This is a genomic window from Streptomyces sp. NPDC048349 (assembly GCF_040651925.1).
Classification (GTDB): Bacteria; Actinomycetota; Actinomycetes; order Streptomycetales; family Streptomycetaceae; genus Streptomyces.
The window spans coordinates 37,911-53,334 of sequence record NZ_JBEZLA010000002.1 but is presented as its reverse complement, the minus strand read 5'-3'; the positions used below and the strand labels follow the sequence as shown (position 1 = coordinate 53,334).

At 73.5% G+C, this 15,424-nt stretch carries 17 protein-coding genes; 15 read left to right on the top strand and 2 right to left on the bottom strand.

The window, feature by feature from the left end; genetic code table 11:
- Window positions 1–53 precede the first annotated feature (53 nt).
- From AB0D44_RS01940 to AB0D44_RS01905, 8 genes are all read left to right on the top strand, one after another.
- A complete protein-coding gene (locus AB0D44_RS01940; RefSeq protein WP_362582994.1) occupies window positions 54–821 on the top strand; it encodes a hypothetical protein in 768 nt (255 codons plus the stop codon).
- A 112-nt stretch (window positions 822–933) separates the two neighbouring features.
- Window positions 934–2,781 (top strand): glutamine--fructose-6-phosphate transaminase (isomerizing), encoded by a 1,848-nt coding sequence (gene glmS, locus AB0D44_RS01935; RefSeq protein WP_362582991.1) that lies wholly within the window; start codon window positions 934–936, stop codon window positions 2,779–2,781.
- 75 nt (window positions 2,782–2,856) lie between these two features.
- Window positions 2,857–3,225: a holo-ACP synthase gene (locus AB0D44_RS01930; protein WP_362582988.1), complete on the top strand. Its 369-nt coding sequence runs from the start codon at window positions 2,857–2,859 to the stop codon at window positions 3,223–3,225.
- Window positions 3,226–3,260: 35 nt separating this feature from the next.
- Entirely contained in the window at window positions 3,261–4,652 is a 1,392-nt protein-coding gene (locus AB0D44_RS01925; RefSeq protein WP_362582986.1) for an NAD(P)H-hydrate dehydratase, read from the top strand.
- 367 nt (window positions 4,653–5,019) lie between these two features.
- Window positions 5,020–6,156, top strand: a complete 1,137-nt coding sequence (gene alr, locus AB0D44_RS01920) for an alanine racemase (RefSeq protein ID WP_362582983.1) — start codon at window positions 5,020–5,022, stop codon at window positions 6,154–6,156.
- A 20-nt stretch (window positions 6,157–6,176) separates the two neighbouring features.
- Complete coding sequence (locus AB0D44_RS01915; protein ID WP_362582980.1) at window positions 6,177–7,367, top strand: alpha/beta hydrolase; 1,191 nt, start codon at window positions 6,177–6,179, stop codon at window positions 7,365–7,367.
- Entirely contained in the window at window positions 7,318–7,884 is a 567-nt protein-coding gene (gene tsaE / locus AB0D44_RS01910; protein WP_362582977.1) for a tRNA (adenosine(37)-N6)-threonylcarbamoyltransferase complex ATPase subunit type 1 TsaE, read from the top strand. Before AB0D44_RS01915 ends, tsaE begins: the two co-directional genes overlap by 50 nt.
- Window positions 7,885–8,058: 174 nt before the next feature.
- Window positions 8,059–8,244, top strand: coding sequence for a hypothetical protein (locus tag AB0D44_RS01905; protein WP_362582974.1), 186 nt, complete (start codon window positions 8,059–8,061; stop codon window positions 8,242–8,244).
- Window positions 8,245–8,297: 53 nt separating this feature from the next.
- Here AB0D44_RS01905 and AB0D44_RS01900 read toward each other — a convergent pair whose 3' ends face one another.
- On the bottom strand, window positions 8,298–8,855 hold the full coding sequence (locus AB0D44_RS01900) for a hypothetical protein (RefSeq protein ID WP_362582971.1): 558 nt from the start codon (window positions 8,853–8,855) through the stop codon (window positions 8,298–8,300).
- Between the two features lie 119 nt (window positions 8,856–8,974).
- Here AB0D44_RS01900 and tsaB point away from each other — a divergent pair, with 119 nt between their 5' ends.
- From tsaB to AB0D44_RS01875, 5 genes are read left to right on the top strand one after another with little or no spacing between them, the layout of a single operon-like run.
- On the top strand, window positions 8,975–9,637 hold the full coding sequence (tsaB, locus tag AB0D44_RS01895; RefSeq protein WP_362582968.1) for a tRNA (adenosine(37)-N6)-threonylcarbamoyltransferase complex dimerization subunit type 1 TsaB: 663 nt from the start codon (window positions 8,975–8,977) through the stop codon (window positions 9,635–9,637).
- Between the two features lie 26 nt (window positions 9,638–9,663).
- Window positions 9,664–10,143, top strand: a complete 480-nt coding sequence (gene rimI / locus AB0D44_RS01890; protein WP_362583401.1) for a ribosomal protein S18-alanine N-acetyltransferase — start codon at window positions 9,664–9,666, stop codon at window positions 10,141–10,143.
- Window positions 10,136–11,272, top strand: a complete 1,137-nt coding sequence (gene tsaD / locus AB0D44_RS01885; protein WP_362582966.1) for a tRNA (adenosine(37)-N6)-threonylcarbamoyltransferase complex transferase subunit TsaD — start codon at window positions 10,136–10,138, stop codon at window positions 11,270–11,272. Before rimI ends, tsaD begins: the two co-directional genes overlap by 8 nt.
- Window positions 11,269–11,535 (top strand): hypothetical protein, encoded by a 267-nt coding sequence (locus tag AB0D44_RS01880; RefSeq protein ID WP_362582963.1) that lies wholly within the window; start codon window positions 11,269–11,271, stop codon window positions 11,533–11,535. The genes tsaD and AB0D44_RS01880 overlap by 4 nt, the downstream gene beginning before the upstream one ends.
- Window positions 11,536–11,578: 43 nt before the next feature.
- Window positions 11,579–12,199, top strand: a complete 621-nt coding sequence (locus AB0D44_RS01875; RefSeq protein WP_362582961.1) for a hypothetical protein — start codon at window positions 11,579–11,581, stop codon at window positions 12,197–12,199.
- 70 nt (window positions 12,200–12,269) lie between these two features.
- Here the strand turns inward: AB0D44_RS01875 and AB0D44_RS01870 are convergent, their stop codons facing one another.
- Window positions 12,270–13,466 (bottom strand): methyltransferase domain-containing protein, encoded by a 1,197-nt coding sequence (locus AB0D44_RS01870; protein WP_362582958.1) that lies wholly within the window; start codon window positions 13,464–13,466, stop codon window positions 12,270–12,272.
- Window positions 13,467–13,663: 197 nt separating this feature from the next.
- On the opposite strand from AB0D44_RS01870, the gene AB0D44_RS01865 reads away from it, so the two are divergent.
- A complete protein-coding gene (locus AB0D44_RS01865; RefSeq protein ID WP_362582955.1) occupies window positions 13,664–14,539 on the top strand; it encodes a polysaccharide deacetylase family protein in 876 nt (291 codons plus the stop codon).
- Window positions 14,536–15,411 carry a polysaccharide deacetylase family protein gene (locus AB0D44_RS01860; RefSeq protein WP_362582952.1) on the top strand — a complete coding sequence of 292 codons (876 nt, stop codon included), beginning with the start codon at window positions 14,536–14,538 and terminating at the stop codon, window positions 15,409–15,411. The genes AB0D44_RS01865 and AB0D44_RS01860 overlap by 4 nt, the downstream gene beginning before the upstream one ends.
- Window positions 15,412–15,424: the final 13 nt, after the last annotated feature.

Here is a 15,424-nt window from a genome sequence, read left to right as displayed (position 1 = left end):
ATCGTACTTCCCAGTACATTGCTGCTCTTGTTGTCTTGTGGGGGAGATCCTTCGTGCGTACCGCTCTTGTCCGTCGTACCGTCCTGACCGCGTCCGCGGTGTCCCTGGCCCTGCTGGCCACCGCCTGCGGCTCGGACAAGGCCGACACCAAGGCGGACGCCAAGCCGTCCGCCGGGGCGACCTCCGCCGCGCCCGCCGCGAAGGCGAAGACGGACGCGGAACTGGCCGGGCTCCTCGTGGCCCAGGCCGACCTGCCCGAGCACGTGATCAAGCCCGCCACCCCCGAGGAGAGCGCGGCGGCGGCCGGTGCCACCAGCGACAAGCCGGAATGCCTGCCGCTGGTCAAGGCGCAGGCCATGGCCCCCGTCGGCTCCGCCGCCGGCACCGCCCGCGTCAAGGCCGCCGCCAAGCCCAAGGAGCCCGCGGCGAACGCCAGCGCCGAGGAGAAGCTGAAGGCCGCGATGGACGCCCTGGGCACCACCGCCACCGCCGTCACGCTGACCTCGTACGAGGGCAAGGGCGCCGAGGAGGCCTTCGCGACCCTGAAGGCCGCCGGTACCGCCTGCGCCGGCGGCTACACCGGCAGCCAGGGGGGCGAGGGGCTCAAGATCGAGAAGCTGACCCCGGGTGCGTCCGTCACCGCCGGCGATGCGGCGCTCGCCTACACGGTGGTCGGCGACGCGGACGGCGACAAGCTCTCGATGGAGCTCGTGGTCGTGCGCAAGGGCAACACCCTCGCGACCTTCTCCGCCGTGAGCCTGACCGGCACCGCCGAGCAGCCGAAGGCCGTCGTGGACGCGCAGGTCAAGAAGCTCGGCTGACCGCGGCCCCCGAAGATCGAACGTCAACCCCGCTCCGGCACATTCGCCGGGGCGGGGTTTTCGTCTCGTCGGGTACGGGGCAGGAGCTCAACTTCGGCGTACGCTGCGGCCTATGTGCGGAATTGTGGGTTACGTGGGAGCGCAGTCGGCGCTCGATGTGGTCATCGCCGGACTCAAGCGACTGGAGTACCGCGGCTACGACTCGGCAGGGGTCGCCGTGCTCTGCGAGGGCGAACTGGCCGCCGCCAAGAAGGCCGGCAAGCTCGTCAACCTGGAGAAGGAGCTGGTGGGCAACCCGCTGCCGGCCGGCTCGACCGGCCTGGGGCACACCCGGTGGGCCACCCATGGCGGGCCGACCGACACCAACGCCCATCCCCACCTGGACAACTCCGGGCGGGTGGCGGTCGTGCACAACGGCATCATCGAGAACTTCGCCGTGCTGCGCAGCGAACTCGCCGAGCGGGGGCACCGGCTGGAGTCCGAGACGGACACCGAGGTGGTGGCGCACCTGCTCGCCGAGGAGTTCGCGGCCGACGGCGACCTGGCGGCGGCGATGCGGCAGGTGTGCCGGCGGCTGGAGGGGGCCTTCACGCTCGTCGCGGTGCACGCCGACGCACCCGACGTGGTCGTCGGCGCGCGCCGCAACTCGCCCCTGGTGGTGGGCGTGGGAGAGGGCGAGAACTTCCTCGCCTCGGACGTGGCCGCGTTCATCGCCCACACCCGGTCCGCGATCGAACTGGGGCAGGACCAGGTCGTCGAACTGCGGCGCGACGGGGTGACGGTGACCAACTTCGACGGTTCGGCCGCCTCCGTGCGGGCGTACCACGTGGACTGGGACGCCTCGGCGGCCGAGAAGGGGGGTTACGACTACTTCATGCTCAAGGAGATCGCCGAGCAGCCGAAGGCCGTCGCCGACACCCTCCTGGGCAGGATCGACGCGAGCGGTTCGCTGACCTTGGACGAGGTGCGCATCCCCGCCTCGGTGCTCAGGGAGGTCGACAAGGTCGTGATCGTGGCGTGCGGTACGGCGTACCACGCGGGCATGATTGCGAAGCTGGCCATCGAGCACTGGACCCGCATCCCGTGCGAGACGGAGCTGGCGAGCGAGTTCCGCTACCGCGACCCGATCCTGGACCAGCGGACGCTGGTCGTCGCGATCTCGCAGTCCGGGGAGACCATGGACACCCTCATGGCGCTGCGGCACGCGCGCGAGCAGGGCGCCAAGGTGCTGGCCATCTGCAACACGAACGGGTCGACCATTCCGCGGGAGTCGGATGCGGTGCTGTACACGCATGCGGGCCCGGAGGTGGCGGTCGCCTCCACCAAGGCCTTCCTGACGCAGCTCGTGGCCTGCTACCTCGTGGCGCTGTACCTGGGGCAGGTGCGCGGCACCAAGTGGGGCGACGAGATCCGGGCGGTGATCCGGGAACTGTCGGACATCGCCGCGGCCGTGGACACCGTGCTGGAGACCATGGAGCCGGTCCGCGCGCTCGCACGGTCCCTCGCCGACAAGGACACCGTGCTGTTCCTGGGCCGGCACGTCGGGTACCCGGTGGCGCTGGAGGGCGCGCTCAAGCTCAAGGAGCTGGCGTACATGCACGCCGAGGGCTTCGCGGCGGGCGAGCTCAAGCACGGGCCGATCGCGCTGATCGAGGAGGACCTGCCGGTGGTGGTGGTCGTCCCCTCGCCGCGCGGGCGGTCGGTGCTCCACGACAAGATCGTGTCGAACATCCAGGAGATCCGGGCGCGCGGGGCCCGCACCATCGTGATCGCGGAGGAGGGCGACGAGGCGGTCGTCCCGTACGCCGACCACCTGATCCGGATCCCGGCCACGCCCACGCTGCTCCAACCCCTGGTGGCCACGGTGCCGTTGCAGGTCTTCGCGTGCGAGCTGGCGACGGCGCGCGGGAACGAGGTCGACCAGCCGCGTAACCTCGCGAAGTCGGTGACCGTGGAGTGAGCGCAGCGAGCGGAGCGGGCCGCCGACGATCAGGCGCCGTGGTGGCGGTGGAGTGAGCGAAGCGGGGCTGTTGTTGTGATCATCGGTGTGGGGATCGACGTCGCGGAGATCGAGCGGTTCGGAGCGGCGCTGGAGCGGACGCCGAACATGGCGGGACGGCTCTTCCTCGACACCGAGTTGACGCTGCCGAGCGGTGAGCGGCGCGGGATCGCCTCGCTCGCCGCCCGGTTCGCGGCCAAGGAAGCCCTGGCCAAGGCGCTCGGCGCACCCGCCGGTCTGCTGTGGACCGACGCCGAGGTGTACGTGGAGGACTCCGGGCAGCCGCGCCTGCGGGTGTCCGGGACGGTCGCGGAGCGGGCGCGGGCGCTGGGCGTGAAGTCCTGGCACATCTCGCTGAGCCACGACGCCGGTGTCGCGTCGGCCGTGGTGATCGCCGAGGGGTAGCCCGCCCGGCGGCGCTCTTGGGGCAGGGTGGTGCCATGCGTACTGCTTACAGCGTGGAGACCGTACGGGCCGCCGAGCGGGAGCTGATGGCGCGGCTGCCCGAAGGGGCCCTGATGCAGCGGGCGGCGGCCGGGCTGGCCGCCGTCTGCGCGGGGCTGCTGGGACGGGTGTACGGGTCCCGGATCGTGCTGCTGGTCGGCCCTGGGGACAACGGCGGCGACGCGCTCTACGCCGGGGCGCGGCTCGCCCGGCGCGGGGCGGGGGTGACGGCGGTGCCGATGGACCCCGGGCGGGTGCACGCGGGCGGGCTCGCCGCGCTGCGGGCCGCCGGGGGCCGCGTCGAGGACGCCGTACCGCGGCGGGCGGACCTCGTGGTGGACGGCCTGCTGGGCATCGGCGGCCGCGGCGGACTGCGGCCGGCCGCGGCGGCGCTGGTGGAGCGGATCCCGCCGGGGGCCACGGTGGTCGCCGTGGACCTGCCGAGCGGGGTGGACGCGGACACCGGGGAGGTGGCGGGGCCGGCCGTCACGGCCGCGGTGACCGTCACCTTCGGGGCGTACAAGCCGGGGCTGCTCATCGATCCGGGGGCCTCGCGGGCGGGTGTGGTCCACCGGGTGGACATCGGCCTGGACCTGCCCGGCCGCCCCGCGGTGGAGGCCCTGCAACACGCGGACGTGGCGGGCCTGCTGCCGGTGCCGACGGCGTCGAGCGACAAGTACCGGCGGGGCGTGGTCGGGATCGCCGCCGGGTCCGTGCAGTACCCGGGCGCGGCCGTCCTGGCCGTGGCGGGGGCGCTGCGGGGCGGCGCGGGCGCGGTGCGGTACGTGGGGCCGGCCGCGGAGGCCGTGCTCGCACGGTACCCGGAGACGCTCATCGGGCCGGGCCGGGTGCAGGCGTGGGTGGTCGGTCCGGGGCTGGGCGAGGGGCGCGGCGGCGAGGTCGCGGAGCTGCTGGCGCAGGACGTGCCGGTGCTGGTGGACGCGGACGGGCTGCGGGGGATGGACGCGGCCGTGCTGCGGGCCCGGACGGCCCCGACCCTGCTGACCCCGCACGCGGGGGAGGCGGCGGCGCTGCTGGGGGTTCCTCGGGACTCGGTGGAGGCGGGACGGCTGGGGGCGGTGCGGCGGCTGACGGAGCGGTACGGGTCGGCGGTGCTGCTGAAGGGCTCGACGACGCTGGTCGCCTCCGGCGGGGGGCCGGTGCGGGTGAACCCGACGGGGACGTCGTGGCTGGCGACCGCGGGGAGCGGTGACGTGCTGTCCGGGCTGGCCGGGTCCCTGCTGGCGGCCGGGCTGTCGGGCCCCGACGCCGGGTCGGTGGCGGCGTACCTCCACGGCCTGGCGGCCCGGCTGGCAGGGGGCCCCCTCCTGGCCCACCAGCTCGCCGAGTCCCTGCCGGCGGCGTGGCGCGAGGCCTGCCGCGGCTGACGGGGCACCGCCCCAACCTGAGCCCTGCTGCCACTGCCGTGCGCGGCACCCCGGCCGGGGGCCTGCCCGGCGCGCAGACATGCAGCGGCGCCGCACCTGACGGCGATGGGAGGCACGTCCAGCCTCGCCGGCGTGTGAGGCGCGGGGTCTGGGGCGGAGCCCCAGGAGGGGAGGCGCACCGGCTGGGCGGCAGGGGCACGTCCAGCCTCGCCGGCGTTTGAGGCGCGGGGTCCGGGGCGGAGCCCCCGGGAGCCGGGCCCCGGGAGCGGGCCCCGGGCCGAGTCCCCGGGAGCCGGGCCCCCGGGAGCGGCGCCGCGCCGGGCCCGCCGCAGGGGGCGGATCGGCGGGGTCTGAGAGACTGTGCGGGATGAACGAGACACCGACGCGCGTGTACGCCGAGATCGATCTGGACGCCGTACGGGCGAACGTACGCGCGCTGCGCGAGCGGGCGCCCCGGGCCGCCCTGATGGCCGTCGTCAAGGCGGACGCCTACGGCCACGGCGCGTTGGCCTGCGCCAAGGCCGCCCAGCAGGCCGGCGCCACCTGGATCGGGACCGCCACGCCGGAGGAGGCGCTCGCGCTGCGCGCCGCCGGGGTCGAAGGCCGGATCATGTGCTGGCTCTGGACCCCCGGAGGGCCCTGGCAGGAGGCCGTCGAGGCCGGTATCGACGTGTCCGTCAGCGGCATGTGGGCCCTGGACGAGGTCCGCGCCGCCGCCCGCGCGGCGGGCCGCACCGCCCGTATCCAGCTCAAGGCGGACACGGGCCTCGGCCGCAACGGGTGCCAGCCCGCCGACTGGGCGGAGCTGGTCGGGGCCGCCGTCGCCGCCCAGGCCGAGGGAACCGTCAAGGTCACCGGCCTCTGGTCGCACTTCGCCTGCGCCGACGAGCCCGGCCACCCGTCCATCCAGCTGCAGCTCACCGCCTTCCGCGACATGCTCGCCTACGCCGAGAAGGAGGGCGTGGAGCCCGAGGTCAGGCACATCGCCAACTCGCCCGCCACGCTCACCCTGCCCGAGTCCCACTTCGACCTCGTCCGCTGCGGACTGGCCGTCTACGGGGTCTCGCCCGCGCCCGAACTCGGTACCCCGGCCCAGCTCGGCCTGCGGCCCGCCATGGCCCTCAAGGCCTCCCTGGCGCTGGTCAAGACGGTCCCGGCGGGCCACGGCGTGAGCTACGGGCACCACTACCTCACCGAGACCGAGACCACGCTCGCGCTGATCCCGGCCGGCTACGCCGACGGCATCCCGCGGCACGCCTCCGGCCGCGGCCCGGTGCTGGTCGGCGGCAAGATCCGGCACGTCGCCGGGCGCGTCGCGATGGACCAGTTCGTGGTCGACCTGGGCGGCGACCGTGTGCAGGCCGGCGACGAAGCCGTCATCTTCGGTGACGCGGAGCGCGGCGAGCCCACCGCCGAGGACTGGGCTCGAGCGTCGGACACCATCGCGTATGAGATCGTCACCCGTATCGGAGGGCGCGTGCCCCGGGTGTACCTGGGCGCCTGAGACGGAGTGAGGGCGGCGGCGTGAGCGAGAACTGGCGCAAGGCCGGCTGGGCCGGGGCTGCCATCGGCGTGATAGCGGCGGGCGCGGCGGCCGGCGTCGCCGTGGAACGGATCACCGTCGGGCGCGGCATGCGCAGGAAGGCGCGCCTGGCCCTGGACGCCGCCGGTGACTACGGCTCGCTGCGCGGCACGCAGGGGACCTGCCGGGCCGAGGACGCCACCGAGCTCTACTACGAGGTCGACGAGCTCCCCGAGGACGCCAAGCGGCCGCGGTCGCGGCTGCGCCGCAAGCCCGCCCCCGGGGCCACCGTCGTCTTCTGCCACGGCTACTGCCTCGGCCAGGACTCCTGGCACTTCCAGCGCGCCGCACTGCGCGGAGTGGTCCGCGCCGTGTACTGGGACCAGCGCAGCCACGGCCGCAGCGCCCGCGGGATGGCCCAGGCGGACGGCGAGCCGATCACCATCGAGCAGCTCGGCCGCGATCTGAAGGCCGTCATCGACGCCGCCGCCCCGGAGGGACCGCTGATCCTGGTGGGTCACTCGATGGGCGGAATGACCATCATGGGATTGGCGGAGCAGTTTCCCGAACTCGTGCGCGACCGCGTCGTCGGCGTCGCCCTGGTCGGTACCTCCAGCGGCCGCCTCGACGAGGTGACGTACGGGCTGCCCTCCGTCGGGGTGGGGGCCGTACGCCGGCTCCTGCCGGGCGTGCTGAAGGCGCTCGGCTCGCAGGTGGAGCTCGTCGAAAAGGGCCGCCGGGCCACCGCCGACCTCTTCGCGGGCATGATCAAGATGTACTCGTTCGGCTCCCGCGACGTGGACCCGGGCGTCGCGCGCTTCGCGGAGCGGCTCATCGAGGCCACCCCGATCGACGTGGTCGCCGAGTTCTACCCGGCCTTCCAGACCCACGACAAGACCGTGGCCCTCCAGCGGTTCGCGGACGTCCCCGTCACCGTCGTCGCCGGGGACAAGGACATGATCACCCCGCCCGGGCACAGCGTGGCCGTCAAGGAGGTGCTGCCGGGCGCCGAGCTGGTGATCCTGGAGGACACCGGGCACCTGATGATGCTGGAGCGGCCCGAGACGGTGACGCGGCTGCTGACCGAGCTGCTGGCGCGCACCGGGGCGGTCCCCGCCCTCGCAGCGACTAACGTTGGCGGGCATGGAAGAAGTACCGCTGGAAGCACAGCGCAGCCAGGCACCGGCACCTGAGACCGGCGCCGGATCCCAGACCCGGATCACCGTCGACTCCCCGGACCGCATGCGGGACTTGGGCCGCAGGCTCGCCGGCCTGCTGCGCCCGGGCGACCTCGTCCTGCTGACCGGCGAGCTCGGCGCGGGCAAGACCACGCTGACCCGCGGGCTCGGCGAGGGGCTCGGCGTGCGCGGGGCCGTGACCTCGCCGACCTTCGTGATCGCTCGCGTCCACCCCTCGCTGACCGGCGGGCCCGCGCTGGTGCACGTGGACGCGTACCGGCTGGGCGGCGGGCTGGACGAGATGGAGGACCTGGACCTCGACGTCTCGCTGCCCGAGTCCGTGGTCGTCGTGGAATGGGGCGACGGCAAGGTGGAGGACCTCTCCGACGACCGGCTGCACGTGGTGATCGGCCGGGCGGTCGGCCACGAGGAGGTCCTGGACGACGTACGGGAGGTGTCGGTGCGCGGGATCGGGGCGCGCTGGGCCGAGGGGGCCGGGCTGGAGGCCCTGGCCGGAGCCCTCTCGGAGTAACGCGCCGGGCCGCGGCCCGGGGCTCCTGGCGACGGCGCCCGACGGGCACTTCCCGACACGCGTACCGACAACCCGTCGGCAAGATATTGCGCCCGCGGCCGGGAGCGTGATGACATGGTACCGAGAGTTTCTTAGGCATGCCTAAGTTCGGCGTCCCGGGTCCAGGAGGCAGCCATGTCGGCACCAGCAGGAGCGCAGCGCGAGCCCCGGCCGTCCGCCGTGTCCATGGGGGCGCTGCTCGCCGCGGGCGTGGCCGCCAGCGCCGTCTCGACGCCGCCCGCCCCCGCGCGGGTGACGGCCGAGGGGGAGCCGCAGGACGGCGTACGCGAACAGGCCGCTCCGGAGTCCGAAGCGGCCTAGCTGGGCGGGGAACGCGGCCCCGTCGCACGTACGGGTGGTCTGCGTGCGGGGCGTCAGGGAACGACGACGACCTTCGAGTTGATCGTGGCGAAGGCCCACATCGCGTCGCCGTCGGCCTTCGTCATGCGGATGCCGCCGGTCTTGCGGTTCGGGTCGGGCGCCGGTGTCGCGCCGTCCGCGCGGGCGCTGAAGCCGATCGCCACGCCCTCCACGCTGGTGAACCGTACGACGTGCTCGATCGGCACCCCGTCCGAGCCGGTGACCGCGCCCGAGCGCGACCCCACCAGGTAGCTGCCCGCCTTCGGGTGCACCGTGCTCGGCATCACCGTGAACGACTTGGGCTCCTGACCTGCCTCGCCCACCAGCCACACGCGCTTCTGCCCGACCGAGTAGACGACGCGCACCCCGGTGCCCGAGCCCTCCGGCACCGGCACCGGCTTCGCCGGGTCCTGCTTGCCCGCGGCCGGGCTGGGGGCGGGGGCCGGGCCCTGCACGGCCGCCTGCGCAGGCCGTTCGGGAGCCGTCGCGGACGCCTGGTAGCCGAGGAAACCGATCGCGGCGAGTGCCGCGGCGGTGAGCCCGGCCACGATTCCCGAGCTGCTGCGTGCCACCTTGCTCCACCTCTCCGCGCTGCCTGTTGCCTCGGCCGATGCCTGATCGAAAGGTAGCAGCAGGCCCGCTCCGCAACCGGCCGCACAGCCCGGGGGCCGTGGAGTCGTAGGCTGTTCGCGTGCTCTTGCTCGCTGTAGATACCGCCACGCCCGCCGTCACCGTCGCCCTGCACGACGGCGAGTCCGTCCTCGCCGAGTCGAACCTGGTCGACGCCCGCCGCCACGGGGAGCTGCTGCTGCCCTCCGTGGACAAGGTGCTCGCCGAGGCCGGGCTGAAGCTCGACGCCGTCACCGGCATCGTCGTCGGGGTCGGCCCCGGCCCCTACACCGGTCTGCGTGTCGGCCTCGTCACCGCCTCCACCTTCGCCGCCGTGCTGGGCGTGCCCGTGCACGGCCTGTGCACCCTCGACGGGCTCGCGTACGCCGCCGGTGCCGCCGGGATCGAGGGCCCCTTCACCGTCGCCACCGACGCGCGGCGCAAGGAGGTCTACTGGGCGCGCTACGAGGACCCCCGCACGCGGGTCGGCGAGCCCGCCGTGGACCGCCCGGCCGACATCGCCGAGCAGGTCGCGGGCCTCCCGGCAGTGGGCCAGGGCGCCATGCTGTACCCCGAGGTCTTCCCCGACGCGCGCGGGCCCGAGCACCAGACGGCCGCCGCGCTGGTCTCGCTGGCCGCGGAGCGCCTGGCGGCGGGCCTGGAGTTCTTGCCTGCGACCCCGCTCTACCTGCGGCGGCCCGACGCGCAGGTGCCCAAGAACTACAAGGTGGTCACCCCGCAGTGACCCCCACTCCCCACACGCTGCGCGAGATGCGCTGGTGGGACATCGAGCCCGTGCTGGAACTGGAGCACGAGCTGTTCCCCGACGACGCCTGGTCCGCCGCGATGTTCTGGTCGGAACTGGCCCACGCACGCGGCCCGCAGGCCACGCGCCGGTACGTCGTCGCCGAGGACGCGTCGGGCCGGCTGGTGGGCTACGCCGGGCTGGCCGCCGCCGGCGACCTGGCCGACGTACAGACCATCGCGGCCGCCCGCGACCAGTGGGGGACCGGGCTCGGCGCCCGGCTCCTGACCGACCTGCTGCGCGCCGCCACCGCCTTCGAATGCGCCGAGGTGCTGCTGGAGGTCCGGGTGGACAACGCCCGCGCCCAGAAGCTCTACGAGCGCTTCGGCTTCGAGCCCATCGGCTTCCGGCGGGGCTACTACCAGCCCGGCAACGTCGACGCGCTCGTCATGCGACTGACCGACCCCGCACAAGCACGAACTGAGAGCAGTGAGAGCAATGGCTGACGAACCTCTCGTCCTCGGCATCGAGACCTCCTGCGACGAGACCGGCGTCGGCATCGTCCGCGGTACGACCCTGCTCGCGGACGCGGTCGCGTCCAGCGTCGACGAGCACGCGCGCTTCGGCGGGGTCGTGCCCGAGGTGGCCTCGCGCGCCCACCTGGAGGCGATGGTCCCCACCATCGAACGCGCCCTGAAGGAGGCCGGAGTCAGCGCCCGTGACCTCGACGGCATCGCGGTCACGGCCGGACCGGGCCTGGCGGGGGCGCTGCTGGTGGGCACCTCGGCGGCCAAGGCGTACGCGTACGCGCTGGGCAAGCCGCTCTACGGCGTGAACCACCTGGCCTCGCACATCTGCGTGGACCAGCTGGAGCACGGGCCGCTGCCGGAACCGACGATGGCCCTGCTGGTGTCGGGCGGGCACTCCTCGCTGCTGCTGGCCCCCGACATCACCTCCGACGTACGGCCGCTCGGCGCGACCATCGACGACGCGGCGGGCGAGGCCTTCGACAAGATCGCCCGCGTGCTCCAGCTGGGCTTCCCCGGCGGCCCGGTCATCGACCGGCTCGCGCGCGAGGGCGACCCGAAGGCGATCGCGTTCCCGCGCGGGCTGACGGGGCCGCGCGACCCGGCGTACGACTTCTCCTTCTCCGGGCTGAAGACGGCCGTCGCCCGCTGGATCGAGGCGAAGCGGAACGCGGGCGAGGAGGTGCCGGTGCGCGATGTGGCGGCGTCCTTCCAGGAGGCCGTGGTGGACGTGCTGACGCGCAAGGCGATCCGGGCGTGCAAGGACGAGGGCGTCGACCACCTGATGATCGGCGGCGGGGTGGCGGCCAACTCGCGGCTGCGCTCGCTGGCGCAGGAGCGGTGCGACGACGCGGGGATCATCCTGCGGGTGCCGCGGCCGAAGCTGTGCACCGACAACGGCGCGATGGTGGCGGCGCTGGGCGCGGAGATGGTCAAGCGGAACCGGGCGGCCTCGGACTGGGACCTGTCGGCGGACTCCTCGCTGCCGGTGACGGACCCGCACGTGCCGGGGACACAGGGGCACGGACACGGGCACGCGCACGGTCACGGCCACTCCCACGACCACGACCACGTGCACGAGCTGAGCAAGGACAACCTGTACTCATGAGCACCGTCGCGCTGATGTGGGAGGCCCGGGCCGCCGACGGCCGGGGCAACGAACTGCTGGAGTGGGCCCGCGCCCAGGTCCTCGCCCGGGAGCCGGTGCGCCGCGAGGTGTTCCGGGCCCCGCAGGACCGGGTGCTGGTGATCACCTGGTGGGAGGCGGCCGCGGGGGTGTCGGCGGACCTCCCCGAACTCCCGGAGCCCGCCGCCGACTTGATCGCGCGTGCGGTGCACCGCTGGCGCTTCGAGTCGGTCGAGGCCGACTAGGGCCGCCCGGTCCGGCGCGGCCCCGGCGGCTATCGTCATGTCCATGCCTTGTCGTGACCTGCCGCCTCCGCCGCCGCCCGCGCACCTGCGCGGCTGGCTGGACGAGGCCGTCGTACGGGCCGACCGCGCACGCTTCCTGAGCGATCTGGGCCGACGCAGCCTGGGGGTGGGGCGGTTGCTGCTCCTGTGGGCCGTCGCGGCCGTCTTCGTGCTGGGCTGGTCCTTCATCGGCATGGCCTGGATGGCCTTCGAGCAGCACGACCCGTTCGGCTACGTCTACGGCCTCATCCTCGCCGTGCTCGGCGCGGGGGTGCTGATCCCGGCCGGGTTCTGGGTCGCCCGGGGCGCCCGGCGGGACCGGCAGGTGCGCCACCTGCTGCACGCCTGGGGGGAGTCGGACCGCGATCCGGTCGCCGACGCCCGCGTCCGGGCGCCGGGGCGGAGCCTGACCTGGCTGGTCACCTCGCTCGTCCTGGGCGCCTTCGGGCTGTGGGTGGCCTTCGCCGCCGCGGTCTCGGCCCGCCCGGGCGACACGACGTACGGAGAGGTCGCGTACACCATGGGCATCGGCCAGATCCTGTGGATCACCGGCCTGCTGGGCCTCGCCAAGGCGGCCGCCCACTACCGCTGGGCGGTCCGCACCTTCCGGGCGCCCGCGCCGTAGCCACCTGCCCGGCGCGCAGCTCGCGCCGCACGGCACAGCGCCGCCCGGCGGCGACGGGCCGGGCGGAGCCTCACCGCCCGGGGGTCACCGCCGGTGGTACGGCCGGTGTGCCGATCAGCATGGACGGGGCGCCCGCGACCCGGGTCAGGAAGACCGTCGCCGCGTTCGGGCCCTGCGGCTTGACCTTCTTGCGCAGCTCCTCCGGCTCGACGGCCGAGCCGCGCTTCTTCACGGTCAGCACGCCCACCCCGCGTTCGCGCAGCAACGCCTTCAGCTTCTTCAGCCCGAAGGGCAGGACGTCGGTGATCTCGTACGCCGTCGCGTACGGCGTCGCGCGCAGCTCGTCGGCGGTGACGTACGCGATGGTCGGGTCGATCAGCCTGCCGCCCAGCTGCTCGGCCACCTCGGCGACGAGGTGCGCACGGATCACGGCGCCGTCGGGTTCGTAGAGCCAGCGGCCGACCGGACCCGCTTGCGGGTCGGGCAGCGGAGCAGCGGTGTGCAGGGCGCGCGGGCCGGGCAGCAGGGTGGCGCGCACGGTCCCCGGCGCGGTCCCGAACCAGAGCACGGCCTCCTTCACGTCCCCCTGGTCGGAAATCCACTCGGCTTCGGCCTCGGCCGGGACCGCCTCGTGCGGGATCCCCGGGGCGATCTTGATGGCGGCGTACTTCGCCGTACGGGCCGCCTCCACGGCCCACGACAGCGGCGGCGAGTAGGACTCCGGATCGAAGATGCGGCCGCGCCCGCCCCGCCGGGCCGGGTCGATGAACACGGCGTCGTGGCCGGAGGTGTCCACCTCCGTCACGTCCGCCTCCCGGACCTCGATCAGCTCCGCCAGCCCCAGCGCCTCGGCGTTGGCCCGCGCGACGGCGACGGTCAGCGGGTCGTGGTCGACCGCGAGCACCCGGATGCCCAGCCGTGCCAGGGCGAGGGCGTCCCCGCCGATGCCGCAGCACAGGTCGGCGAGGCTGCGCACGCCCAGGCCGGCGAGCCGCTCGGCGCGGTACGAGGCCACGGACGCCCGGGTGGCCATCTCGCCGCCGCCCGGCGTGAAGTACATCCGGAAGGCGTCCTCGGCTCCGAACTTCGCCACCGCACGCTGCCGCAGCCGGGCCTGCCCGAGTGCGGCGGAGACCAGCCGGGCGGGGTGCTCGCGGCGCAGCCGGGTGGCGACGGCCAGCTCCTGGGCGGGGTCGTAGTCGCGGAGCGAGTCGAGGAGGGCGCGCCCCTCGGGGGTGAGGAGGGCGGCGAAGTCTTCGGGGGTCACGCGTCCATTGTCGGTGACGGGCCGGGGCCTGCGGGGGAGTGGGCCAGTCGGTGGAAGGTGGGGCTCCGCTCGCGGTGTCTTCCGGGGGACCCGCGTGTCGGGTGCCAGGATGCGCAGCTATGCAGCTAGTCCGACAAAAGGAAGATAAGACGCAACAGGGTCACCGGTACGCGGCGGGTCCGCGCGGCCGGTTCGGGGTGGCCGTGGCCGCCCTGCTGGTAGCCGCCCTCGGCACGGCGTGCGGCTCAGACGAGTCGTCCGGAGCACCGGACAAGGCCGAGAAGGCGAAGGCGGCCAAGGGCGCGGAGGCGGGCGCGGCGGGCGCGCTCAGCGCCGCCGAGAAGGCCAAGGCCGCCCAGCAGGCGCGCATCGCGGCGGCGAAGAAGTGGGGGCTGCGCAAGACCCCGCTGGCCGCGCCGCCGGCGCCCAAGGAGAAGCCGGAGCTCACCACGCGCGACGGCTTCGAGGTGGAGGACCAGGAGGAGTACCCGCCGGTCTTCACCACCATCGACACGGAGGACAAGGTCGTCTTCCTGACCGTCGACGACGGCGCGGAGAAGGACCCCGAGTTCCTGAAGATGATGCAGGAGCTGAAGATCCCGTACACGGCCTTCCTCAGCGACTACATCGTCAAGGACAACTACCCGTACTTCAAGGCGATGCAGGCCGCCGGCGTCACCCTGAACAACCACACGCTCAACCACCGCTACATGCCCGGCCTCTCGTACGAGAAGCAGCGCGAGGAGATCTGCGGCCAGCAGGACACGATCCAGAGGCAGTTCGGCAAGCGGCCCACGCTCTTCCGCCCGCCGTACGGCAACTACAACCAGGACACGCTGCGCGCGGCCAAGTCCTGTGGGATCAAGGCAGTGCCGCTGTGGAACGCGGAGGCCTTCCCGAACCGGATGGAGTACCGCGAATGGGACCGCGACCTGCATCCCGGTGACATCATCCTGACCCATTTCCGGGGCAGGGACGACTGGAAGGGCACGATGCCTGACATGATCCGTCATGTCATGAAGACCGTCACGGACAAGGGGTACGCCGTGGCTCGCCTGGAGGACTATCTGTGAAGCGCGCGCGCCGGTTGGTGGCCGGGACGCTGGCGGCCGGCGCGCTGGCGCTGTCCCTGACGGGGTGCGGGGGTGGCGCGGACACCACCGAGCGGCTCGGACCCAAGTCGAAGGCGACGCAAGGGACATCGGGCACTTCCGCGTCGCCCTCCGCCTCCTCCGCTCCGTCCTCCCCCTCGGACGAGGCGTACCGCAAATGGGGACTGACGGGACCCGTCCAGTACGCACCGAAGCCGGAGCGGAAACCGCAGATCCCCCAGGCCGCCCCGGGCAAGGTCCCGGTGATAGACCGAATACCCGTCCCGGCGGACGACAAGGTCGTCTTCCTGACCTACGACGACGGCGCGGAGAAGGACCCCGAGTTCCTGACGATGGCGGCCGACCTGAAGCTGCCGATCAGCATGTTCCTGACGGACAGCGTGGCTTCGTCGGACTACGGGCACTTCGAGAAGCTCCGCGACAACGGCTCGCAGAGCACGATCAACAACCACACCCTGACGCATCCGAACCTGCGGACCCTGTCCTTCGAGGCGCAGAAGCACCAGATATGCGGCCAGCAGGAACGCCTGGAGAAGCGCTTCGGGCAGCGCCCGCCGCTCTTCCGCCCGCCCTTCGGCAACTACAACGACGACACCCTCCGGGCCGCCTCGGAGTGCGGAGTCTCGTCCCTGGTGCTGTGGAAGGTCTCGATGCAGATCAACAACTTCCAGTACGCCGAGGGATCCGCCCTCAAACCGGGCGACATCATCCTGGCGCACTTCCGCGGCCCCGCCGAGCTCAAGGGCACGACGGAGACCCAGATGACGACCCGGATGCTCCAGCGCATCCAGGACCAGGGCTACCGGATAGGGCGCCTGGAGGACTACCTGTAGGGCGGAAGGGCGG

Bases quoted from the DNA above. Each gene is read 5' to 3' on its own strand.
- alr (WP_362582983.1), top strand. From the start codon at position 5,020: ATGAACGAGACACCGACGCGCGTGTACGCCGAGATCGATCTGGACGCC.
- AB0D44_RS01880 (WP_362582963.1), top strand. From the start codon at position 11,269: ATGAGCACCGTCGCGCTGATGTGGGAGGCCCGGGCCGCCGACGGCCGG.
- glmS (WP_362582991.1), top strand. From the start codon at position 934: ATGTGCGGAATTGTGGGTTACGTGGGAGCGCAGTCGGCGCTCGATGTG.
- AB0D44_RS01905 (WP_362582974.1), top strand. From the start codon at position 8,059: ATGTCGGCACCAGCAGGAGCGCAGCGCGAGCCCCGGCCGTCCGCCGTG.
- AB0D44_RS01875 (WP_362582961.1), top strand. From the start codon at position 11,579: ATGCCTTGTCGTGACCTGCCGCCTCCGCCGCCGCCCGCGCACCTGCGC.
- tsaE (WP_362582977.1), top strand. From the start codon at position 7,318: ATGGAAGAAGTACCGCTGGAAGCACAGCGCAGCCAGGCACCGGCACCT.
- rimI (WP_362583401.1), top strand. From the start codon at position 9,664: ATGCGCTGGTGGGACATCGAGCCCGTGCTGGAACTGGAGCACGAGCTG.
- tsaD (WP_362582966.1), top strand. From the start codon at position 10,136: ATGGCTGACGAACCTCTCGTCCTCGGCATCGAGACCTCCTGCGACGAG.
- AB0D44_RS01925 (WP_362582986.1), top strand. From the start codon at position 3,261: ATGCGTACTGCTTACAGCGTGGAGACCGTACGGGCCGCCGAGCGGGAG.